The 8,950-nt window shown below is 42.8% G+C and carries 9 protein-coding genes, 1 tRNA gene and 1 pseudogene; 8 read left to right on the forward strand and 3 right to left on the reverse strand.

Annotated elements, in window-relative coordinates:
* Positions 1 to 91: 91 nt before the first annotated feature.
* The 5 genes and pseudogenes from OSCI_RS05955 to OSCI_RS05970 all read left to right on the forward strand — a co-directional run bounded on the left by OSCI_RS05955 (position 92) and on the right by OSCI_RS05970 (position 4,268).
* The gene (locus tag OSCI_RS05955) at positions 92 to 469 is read left to right on the forward strand and encodes a response regulator transcription factor (protein WP_007353974.1); all 378 of its coding nucleotides are present in this window, start codon (positions 92 to 94) and stop codon (positions 467 to 469) included.
* Positions 470 to 721: 252 nt separating this feature from the next.
* On the forward strand, positions 722 to 3,259 hold the full coding sequence (locus OSCI_RS05960; protein WP_007353975.1) for a vWA domain-containing protein: 2,538 nt from the start codon (positions 722 to 724) through the stop codon (positions 3,257 to 3,259).
* Positions 3,260 to 3,402: 143 nt separating this feature from the next.
* Positions 3,403 to 3,786: a transposase gene (locus OSCI_RS05965; RefSeq protein ID WP_007353976.1), complete on the forward strand. Its 384-nt coding sequence runs from the start codon at positions 3,403 to 3,405 to the stop codon at positions 3,784 to 3,786.
* A gap of 47 nt (positions 3,787 to 3,833) precedes the next feature.
* Positions 3,834 to 3,884, forward strand: a pseudogene (locus OSCI_RS32360) (WG repeat-containing protein); the annotation flags it as partial.
* The gene (locus OSCI_RS05970) at positions 3,885 to 4,268 is read left to right on the forward strand and encodes a WG repeat-containing protein (RefSeq protein ID WP_007353977.1); all 384 of its coding nucleotides are present in this window, start codon (positions 3,885 to 3,887) and stop codon (positions 4,266 to 4,268) included. It abuts the pseudogene before it with no gap.
* 213 nt (positions 4,269 to 4,481) lie between these two features.
* Here OSCI_RS05970 and OSCI_RS05975 read toward each other — a convergent pair.
* The 3 genes from OSCI_RS05975 to OSCI_RS05985 all read right to left on the reverse strand — a co-directional run bounded on the left by OSCI_RS05975 (position 4,482) and on the right by OSCI_RS05985 (position 7,791).
* Positions 4,482 to 4,553, reverse strand: a tRNA-Lys gene (locus OSCI_RS05975).
* A gap of 77 nt (positions 4,554 to 4,630) precedes the next feature.
* Positions 4,631 to 5,509 carry an aldose 1-epimerase gene (locus OSCI_RS05980; RefSeq protein ID WP_019487788.1) on the reverse strand — a complete coding sequence of 293 codons (879 nt, stop codon included), beginning with the start codon at positions 5,507 to 5,509 and terminating at the stop codon, positions 4,631 to 4,633.
* Positions 5,510 to 5,628: 119 nt separating this feature from the next.
* The gene (locus OSCI_RS05985) at positions 5,629 to 7,791 is read right to left on the reverse strand and encodes a CapA family protein (RefSeq protein WP_007353979.1); all 2,163 of its coding nucleotides are present in this window, start codon (positions 7,789 to 7,791) and stop codon (positions 5,629 to 5,631) included.
* Positions 7,792 to 8,010: 219 nt separating this feature from the next.
* Between OSCI_RS05985 and OSCI_RS05990 the strand changes: the two genes are divergently transcribed.
* The 3 genes from OSCI_RS05990 to OSCI_RS05995 all read left to right on the forward strand — a co-directional run bounded on the left by OSCI_RS05990 (position 8,011) and on the right by OSCI_RS05995 (position 8,925).
* On the forward strand, positions 8,011 to 8,220 hold the full coding sequence (locus OSCI_RS05990) for a hypothetical protein (protein ID WP_007353980.1): 210 nt from the start codon (positions 8,011 to 8,013) through the stop codon (positions 8,218 to 8,220).
* Positions 8,221 to 8,292: 72 nt separating this feature from the next.
* Complete coding sequence (locus OSCI_RS29650) at positions 8,293 to 8,445, forward strand: hypothetical protein (protein ID WP_007353981.1); 153 nt, start codon at positions 8,293 to 8,295, stop codon at positions 8,443 to 8,445.
* A 168-nt stretch (positions 8,446 to 8,613) separates the two neighbouring features.
* Positions 8,614 to 8,925 carry a DUF6679 family protein gene (locus OSCI_RS05995; protein ID WP_007353983.1) on the forward strand — a complete coding sequence of 104 codons (312 nt, stop codon included), beginning with the start codon at positions 8,614 to 8,616 and terminating at the stop codon, positions 8,923 to 8,925.
* The last annotated feature ends 25 nt before the right edge of the window (positions 8,926 to 8,950 follow it).

The following is an 8,950-nucleotide window of genomic DNA, read 5'->3' on the forward strand; positions in this document are numbered from 1 at the left end:
TTCACAAGAAATAACTACTATAACAATAACTAATATACACCGAGCGCAACTACTAACCACTAACTACTAATAATTACCATCAGGACTAAAAATGACTAAAAAAATCCTAATTGTGGATGATGAGCCTCATCTCAGGATGCTGTTAGAACAAACTTTAGAGGAACTAGAAGATGAAGGAGTCGAGTTGCTAACTGCGGAGAATGGTGAGATAGCCTTAGCAACAATCCAGTTAGAAAAACCAAATCTAGTTTTTCTCGATGTAATGATGCCAAAGATGAGCGGATTTGATGTCTGCAATCAAGTCAAAAATGTCCTGAAACTCACAGAGGTTTATATTATTATGCTCACAGCTAAGGGTCAAGAATTTGATAAGAAGAAAGCTGAGGAAATGGGGGCTGATTTGTACTTCACTAAGCCTTTCGATCCTGATGAAGTGTTACAAAAAGCTCAAGAAATTTTAGGGGTTTGATATTTTCTCAATACACAAATCAAGTACAGAATTAATATGGTATGTAATATCACTTTCAATACAGGTTGGGCAATTTACGCATTAATATGCTGGCGGAATGCGATCGCAGTTAAACCTACTGCTAGAGTTACCATCCTCACTAAGTATTAATGCTTATTTAAACTCCCAGGAGATTTTTCTGAATAGGCCTTGACATAGACTATAGTATATGTAATGCTTGACTTGATGAATAAATCAACAAAGGTTATAACTATGGCACGGCAAGCAAAACAAGCATCCCAAGTCAAACCTCAAAATTCCAGCAGTCCAGCAATCTCCAATACTCGCACCAAATTTACTCTCTACAATTTTGCTGGTAGCGAAAAAGCATTCTATCTAGTTGACCGCATTAATTTAGAAAGAAAGCCTGACGATATCCCTGAAAAATCAGTTGCTCATAACATTATCATCATCGATCGTTCCGGCTCTATGTATTATGACTTAGAGCCGCTAAAAGACACGCTCATTAAGCTTTTGACCTTAGATGAATACAATAATTATCAGCTACTTATTAGCTTGATTTCCTATGCCTCTCATGGGGATGTAACTTGTCATTTTCAACGCATTCCGATTCAAGAAGTAATGCAGCTTAACTCATCGTACATTCAGGAAATCAAGAAAATCAAGACTGGATCGTTTACGGGAATGTCTCAGTCGATGAAACTAGCTAAATCTTTGATTAAAGAGGGTGAACTGACTGCCATTAATTTACATACAGATGGCTATGCTAACGATCCGAGTGCGAATTCAGAAGCCGCAGCCTTAGAAAGAATTTGCGAAGAATTGAAAGGCATGGATGTCTTTGCTAACACGATCTCCTATTCCAGTGCTGACTTTAAATTACTCTCCAAAATTGCCAACACCTTATCAGGTAATTGTATCAGAGCAGGGGAAGTCAAAATGGTTTATGATGCTCTTTACGATACAGCCAAACTGTTAGGTGGTAGCGTTGCACCACCGCTGGAAGAACCATTAATTAAGGAATACGATTATCAAGTTTTCGTCTCCAAGAATGCGAAAAAAGTCAACGGTTCATCAACCACTCTGAAAATTTGCGGACTCAAAGCAGACGATGAGGGACTGTTTTACAAATATCAGAAAGTCAGCAAAGAGGAGTATGATAAATTAGATATTCCCGTTGCTCAAACAGATGAATCAGTGTTTGCTTTTGCGAAGGCTAACTTGGCGAATGGCAATTTGAATACTGCTAAGTATGCAACAGCGAGTACCTTTGATGCTACCTTAACAGAAAGACACGCTAAGGCTTTAACAAATGCAGCAATAGCTGACTTTACTGAAGACTTAGAACAGGCTATTTTTGAGCCAAATGTGTTGGCTAGTCACGAAATTGGCGATCGCGTAAAAGTCAGCGATAAAATTACCTTGCTGGAGTTGATCGAGATATTGAAGGAACACAGCAACAGTATTATTATCAATCTCAAACACTTGCAGAAAAATTATCAACGCAAAGGTTTAAAACGCATTGAAGGGAAGCGAGATGAAAATGGCAACTTGGTCAAACCTTGGCTTAAAACTGAATTTTTAGATGGTGGTGAGTACGTGCGGATGGGTTCATTTGCTATCAATCAAAATACCGCAACCATCAATATGTTGATAACCAGGAAAGTTAAGCTGGTAAAAGTTGAGGATGGCACTCAGATCGATGAAGTAGCGGGAATTTTGGTTAACGACATCAATACTTTCAACAATTATACGATTGTTAGCGACGGCGAAGTGAATGTTAAGTCACTCCGCATTAAAATCAGTAGCAAAGCCGTCTTTGATTTGCTAAAACAGCGCGGTTTAATTGAAAAAGATGGTTTGCCTGCTGATGAATTTGATTTCCGTTCCGAGTACGATCTCAAGTTAGATAGTTTGCCGCTTGTACCTTTTGATGGACGTTACAGTAGTCTGAATGGCGTGTTTGAGGAATTGGCAAAAATTAAAGTTGTTTCCAGTATTTTATCTGCTCATTTGAAGGCAGAATCGGAGACTTACACGGCGGAACAATTGGAGGAATTGAAACAGCATTATCTGTCAAAAAGCCTCTACATCAATTTTCCCACTACGACGGAATACACCGATTTAAAGGATGCGATCGCCAATGGTTCAGTAGATTCGCGAGTTAGTTTCAAAATCGACATTGGTAGCAAAGATATCCTCAATTTTGGCAAATTCCACTCGGCTAACAAGTTCCTGGATCGCCTCTATGAGGTTTATCATCAAGATACTGGGGAAAAGTTGGATAAACCAACCTTTGATGCTATCTTAGAGCAGTCGGTAATTTTTGGACATAAGACTCTTTCATCACGTACTAAAGTTACTAAGGTTGATGACTTGATGAAGCTGATTTTTGATGACTTTTTAGGGTTGGAAAATAACGGAATTGTTACAGATATTTTGTCTAAGGTGGGTGCAGATAGTTTGCTGCGACTTTTGCAAGCGAAATGGAAGGGAGAGGAGGTAAAGCGAGAGGAGTTTGTTGTAGCTTTAGCTAGTGCAAATGAGCGATTGGAAGCTTATGCTGAAAAGGTGTATAGCGAGAAGGTTTCGCCGTTAGTTTTTTATATAGGTTCGACTGGATTGATACCCGATGAAATGGAGGCTAAGGCTGCTACTGCTAATGAAATTGGTGCTAAGTATGGGAATTTGCAATTCTCTAAAGATGAGCAAGAGGGGATGTTTTTTGAAGTGGGAGATTGCATTATTAGTGTGTATGCTAAAAATGAGTATTTCACGGTAGGGAAGTGAAAATTAGGGTGGGCATTTTGCCCACCTTTTGCTTTTTATGGCACATTTTGTTATGTTATAAGTAGCTCCACCTAATTAATCCCTCTTTTGTCACTGAGCGTGAGAGTAAAATAAAAATAGAACTCTCAAAACCTTTGAAAACAATGGTTACAGCACCTCGTCGGGCCACACCGACAGTGAAATTCATTGATGACTATTGCCAAAACTATGAACACCTTTTTTCCGATGTCAGAAATTATGAAGCCTTCAAACTGTTACATCTAGGACTGCTATCAGAATTGCATCGCAAATCATTACCGCGCATTGCCCCTTCGGTTGGGTTATCTAATAGCCAAAGCTTACATCATTTTTTAAGCGATTCGAGCTATTCTTGCCAATCAGTAAGACAGATGCGATTAGGTATAATTCTCCAGTTAATCGGAGACCAAAAAATTGTCCTCTGTATTGATGAAACAGGAGATATAAAAAAAGGTCATGCTACGGACTATGTGGCTAAACAATACCTTTTCCTGTTCCAAGTTTGTTGACCGCCTAAGTTTTTCTCTCCCTGTAGTAACAAAAGAGGGATTATTTTGAAGCAAGAGACTTTTCTGAAGGACTAGCTGCTGTTAGCATTGATGGTAAAATGGGTTATATCGACCAAAAGGGTAAGATGGTAATTGAGCCGCATTTTGATTACGCTGGTTCTTTCTCTGAAGGGTTAGCTATTATAAAAATTAAAGAAAAGTGGGGCTCTATCAACCGCAAGGGAAAAATGGTAATTGAGCCACAGTTTGATAATGCTAGTTATTTCTCCGAAGGATTGGCTGATGTAAGAATTGACGGGCATTCGGGCTATATCGACCCGACCGGAAGGCTAGCGATCAAAGCAAAGTTTGATTCCACTTTTCCCTTCATTCAAGGGCTGGCACAGGTACGAGTTGGCGATCGGGAGGGATATATTGACCCAAGTGGAAAGTATGTATGGAACTCTCAAAAGAAGAAATCCTCTCGCTTGCGCCGGAAGTGAGAATTGGTCAAATCAGAATTTGAACTCAATAATAATCTTCCTACTCAAGTTCAGGGTCTACTTCCAGTTTCTGCCATAACCCCCTTAGCGATTGCTATATAACAACCTCCTTAGCAGTTAGGATAGTAGCTCATTGCTGCAACCCACTTACTCTAGTCCCTTCTTCCCTAGCCCCTAGCCCCTAGCCACTCCCTATAACACTTCCTTCAAAAATGGGTCGCCCGGGATTCGAACCCGGAACTAATCGGTTAAAAGCCGAGTACTCTACCGTTGAGTTAGCGACCCAGAAATACTATTAAAAACACTATTTCCAGGTACGATTTATAATAGTAGCACAGCTTCCTAGAGATTGCAAGAGTTTTTCAAAAAAAACTTGCCGTCATTCGTACCAACATCTCACAACTCGCTCCAGGCTTGAGTTTGATCAGATGAGCTCCCGTATTAAGAGCATTTCTAGGGGCCGTCCAAGGTTCCAAACAGTAAAAGTCCTTATCCTTCAACGTCCAGAACACCAAGCTACCATAACTAGAATTATAACTTAGAATCAGGCGCAAACCTCGACTTTTGTCTGTTGCCGTAGCAGCTAAGCCCGTTAACTGTTCAAAAGCGACATCAATTTCATCTAACGTGGGGTCAAAAATCCCAGTAAAATAATCCAGCTCTTGAGTTCTCTGATCCCGATACTGCATCCCCGGTATTTCAAAACGCAGCTTATTCTTGTCGGGAGCGAAAAAGTAAGGGTGGAAACCGCTAGAAAAAGGCATGACTTCTGCGGAGAGATTAGTATAACGCTGGAAAATTTCTAAAGCGTTGCCTTTAATCTGATAAGTAAAAGCCAGTTGAAAGTCAAAAGGGTAAACTGCCCGCGTCAAGTCATTACTATTAAGTACCAGAGTAATCGCAGCGCGATCGACAGTCACTTGCTCTGCTACTTCCCAAGGTAAGTCACGAGCAAAACCATGCTGTTTGAGTTTTCGCTCAACGCCGTTATAGGTATAAGTATTATCGGGCAAATTGCCGCAGATGGGAAACAGGATGGGAATGCCGCCGCGTACTGTCAATTCAGGATTAGCGAATCGTTCCTTGTCTAAATAGAGGATTTCTTCACCTTGAACCCGCCAGCGAGTAGCGATGCCGCCCCGCTCGGGTACAACATCTAAACTAGAGTTAGCTGCTTTGTCGGAGAGGGTGTAGGTTTTGTATTGCTTCTGTTCGAGCGCGATCGCAAACACATTTGTCATCGGTAATAGGTCATCGATATATTGGTTGTCAGTCACTGGTAATAGGTCATCGGTGACAGGGAATTAGTAATTAGCCTTGTCCTATTTACCGCTTACCGCCCAGGCCTTCCGGCGATGCTTTAGCTATTATTAACCTCTACAGGCGGCAACTCCAGTATTTTGCGGCGATCGCTTTCCATCCTACCCCCTGCTACTACCACACTCTCTACCCGCTCTCTAGGGATAAGTTGGAACGAAGGAGCTAAACTGGGGGCCAGATAGCTGTGAGGAGTGGGCGTCGCCCCTGAATTCGGGGCCGGGGGGGAAATAAATGGGTCTTTAATAAATGAGTCTTTAATAAACGGATCTGTTTCCTCAATTCGATTTTTGGGCGGATTTAATTGCAAGCGGGGAGGCAATTCGTTACTGGGAGGTGGGCTAGATTCTTCACTAGGAGTTGACTCGCGATCGAAAAAGGAAGAATTACTAGGCTGTTTGGGTAAGTTAGGCAAACTTGGCGACAGCGGACTAGATTTAATCGGTACCTCCGGGGTGAAGTCCTTTTCGCCTTCTCTAGTTTCGGGTTTAGGGTCTAAAGATTCGGGACTGGGAATTGGGGGTTCGGGACTGGGGACTGGGGACTGGGGAGTGAGGATGGGTTCTATCTTTCTATTTTCCTTTCTGCCGCCTAGAATTGGAGCATCCAAAACTACAGGCGATCGCATTGGGTTGTCAAAAATACTCGAAATTTGCTCTACGTGCTTGAGAATTTGCTCTCCCTTTTCTCCTTTAACAACTTTTGGCTGATACTTTGTCACCTCCACTGGTAGAAACTCAACTTTCATATTTCTCCCTTTTAGAGACACTTTGAGCACCGCTGTATCGTAATTACTGCGGGCATTCCCTCCAAAAATAAAGTCTCCCAAAGAATAAGCAATCGGTCGGCCTTTGTAAATTTCTGCCCCCTGTAAAACATGGGGGTGGTGGCCTACCACCAAATCTGCACCCTGGTCAATTGTGAAGCGAGCCAAATCGATTTGCCAGTCTCCCGGATAGTCGGCTAATTCTGCACCCCAATGATAATTTACGATCACCCAGTCTACTTGATCGCGAATCGCTCGGATATCTTCTGCTATCCGTTGATTATGACGGGAATTTGTTCCCGCTTTCCCTTCTCCGGCAGCGTTAATATCGGCATCGTAGTAACCTAGATAAGCGATGCGCTGACCTTTAACTTCAATAATCTCAGGTCGTCGTGCTTCTTTGGCATCTCTACCGGCCCCTAAATGGTGAATGCCTGCTCGATCTAATGTTTCTATGGTTTCCACCAGTCCTGGTTCCTCGAAGTCCATAGTATGATTATTGGCCAAAGTGACAATATCTACTCCCCCTGCTGTTAATACTTTTACTGCCTCTGGATCGGCTTTAAAATTAATTTGTTTATTCTGGCGACGGCCGGTAAAATTCGTCAGGGGATTTTCCAGGTTTACCATCGCTAAGTCTGCTTGTAGGTACTCCTCTAAGCCGGCGAAGGCCCATCCGTAATCTTTGCCTGCAACTTGTGTCAATTCGTCAGACAGATTGACATCGCCGCCGAACATTAGCGTTACTGTTGGGTCATTGGGGTTGAGTACCTGTTTGTGCTCTACTACTGGCACTATTTCTAATGCTGCTTGAACTGTTTCTAGGCGTTTGGGTGAGATTGCTGATGTCACTAAAGCTTGCTGTTGTGAGGCCAAATCAATTGGCCGCATGGCATTAGCTTCGTGGTAGCTTACCCAGCACCCGATGATGAAGGATGCAACGGCTGACCCCATCAAAAATAGGGAGCGAAGTGTTTTAAATTTAACCCATTCGAGGGTCTCCAAGGAACGATAGCGTTTGCGATCGCGGATGGCAGGAGTTACTATCCGTACTGACTGTTTCCACAGGATATCGGGAGTGCCGGCTAAGCGGGCTACAACTCGCACGCCTTCTACTGCTGGGGAATTCAGCCTCCAGATTTGGTGGCAGATGAATTTAACTAACCGTTCCCGCAGGGTATTGACTATCAGTGAATCGGCTGCAAATTCACGCTGAAATTCGACTAGGATTTGCAGACAACCGGCTTGAGCAGCTTCTACGCGGGCATAGATGCCTTCGGGCCTTAGCAGGCTGTCAATCCAGTAATTTAGGGCTTGATTGTCACCGGAACGTGCTAGTTCAAAAATAGAAGGTTGAGACAAATTTTCTATATAAACCACTACTTTAGTCTCCTTAACACCGCGATCGCTTACTTTAACCTCTCTTGCTGCCAACCGCAATTCTTTTAGCTTAACTGCTACAAGCTGCGCTCCCTATATTTTGATCTGGTTGTTTCCAGCCACAATTGTGTACATTTATACTTGCTTGTTGTCAGTGACTTCAGTCACATTTACAATATCTTTAAGATCACGGTTTTTGACGGATCTCCATCATTATCTAAACACTGAGAATAGTTGATATTAAGATTATCAGTTATTTATGTCGGGGAAGCATACAAGATGATGATTCGCAAACTTGTAGATTCAGCTTTTCAAACTCGCTGTCTGAGTGTCGCCTCCGAAGGGTTGCTACGTCAAGTGATGGGATTTAATAGCTATCACTCAGAGGATTTGGATGCGATCGCAGCTCTCTGCGATGCCGTCAATTCTGGTTATATCCAGCGGGAAGCTCAGCGTCAAGGGGAAATGAGATTACTGTCGCGGTATTAATTCTGTTAACTACAGGTTATACTCAAAAGTTGGCTGTTAACTAAAAAACTCTGCCTTCAGGGAGAGGAAAATTTGCCGAGCGACAAAATCGACAAAAAATATAAAAATTTTACAATCCCCTACATTCGATTTATTAAAGATGCGATCGCCTCTGGTGGGCCCCCTTTCCCAGGCAGACTCAACCAGCTAGAGCTTAACTGTTATCTAGGCTCAGCCGCTCCCTAAAATTTTCATTCGTGCGAGAAAGCTCAGATTGCGCTATAAATTTAATTATAAACTTCGTACTGTTATCAGGTAATATTACCTGTGTCGGTAGAGAGGCCTCGAAGGCCACCTCAACCGTGTAAACAGACGATCTTTTTGAGCAAGTAAACTGCTCAGGAGAAATAACAAATGCTACAGCGCAAAATCTATCAACTCTGTTGTGATGGTCGTGAGGTTTGTATTTTCTTGCGGGATCAGCAGCGTTGGATTGAGCGCGCTCGGATCTTGGATATAGAGGGAGATTTGGTGACGCTGCGCTACGAAACCGATGAAGAAGACGAAGTTTGTTCTTGGGAAGAGATGGTGCGCTTAGAAAGTATTGGCGCTATCAGCCAAAAGTTAGCTTCGGTGTCGCGAAGCAACTACGAGCCCCTAGTCTCGGACGATTGTCCCGAAGCTGAACAAATTCGCCACCACTACCCTGACTCTAGCGGGGATTAGCTTGGGGAGGGGGAGTTCTTGGGCA

It is taken from the genome of Kamptonema sp. PCC 6506, from assembly GCF_000180455.1.
Taxonomy (GTDB): Bacteria; Cyanobacteriota; Cyanobacteriia; order Cyanobacteriales; family Microcoleaceae; genus Kamptonema; species Kamptonema formosum.

Bases quoted from the DNA above. Each gene is read 5' to 3' on its own strand.
- OSCI_RS05955 (WP_007353974.1), top strand. From the start codon at position 92: ATGACTAAAAAAATCCTAATTGTGGATGATGAGCCTCATCTCAGGATG.
- OSCI_RS05965 (WP_007353976.1), top strand. From the start codon at position 3,403: ATGGTTACAGCACCTCGTCGGGCCACACCGACAGTGAAATTCATTGAT.
- OSCI_RS05995 (WP_007353983.1), top strand. From the start codon at position 8,614: ATGCTACAGCGCAAAATCTATCAACTCTGTTGTGATGGTCGTGAGGTT.
- OSCI_RS05990 (WP_007353980.1), top strand. From the start codon at position 8,011: ATGATGATTCGCAAACTTGTAGATTCAGCTTTTCAAACTCGCTGTCTG.
- OSCI_RS05960 (WP_007353975.1), top strand. From the start codon at position 722: ATGGCACGGCAAGCAAAACAAGCATCCCAAGTCAAACCTCAAAATTCC.
- OSCI_RS05970 (WP_007353977.1), top strand. From the start codon at position 3,885: ATGGGTTATATCGACCAAAAGGGTAAGATGGTAATTGAGCCGCATTTT.
- OSCI_RS05980 (WP_019487788.1), bottom strand. From the start codon at position 5,509: ATGACAAATGTGTTTGCGATCGCGCTCGAACAGAAGCAATACAAAACC.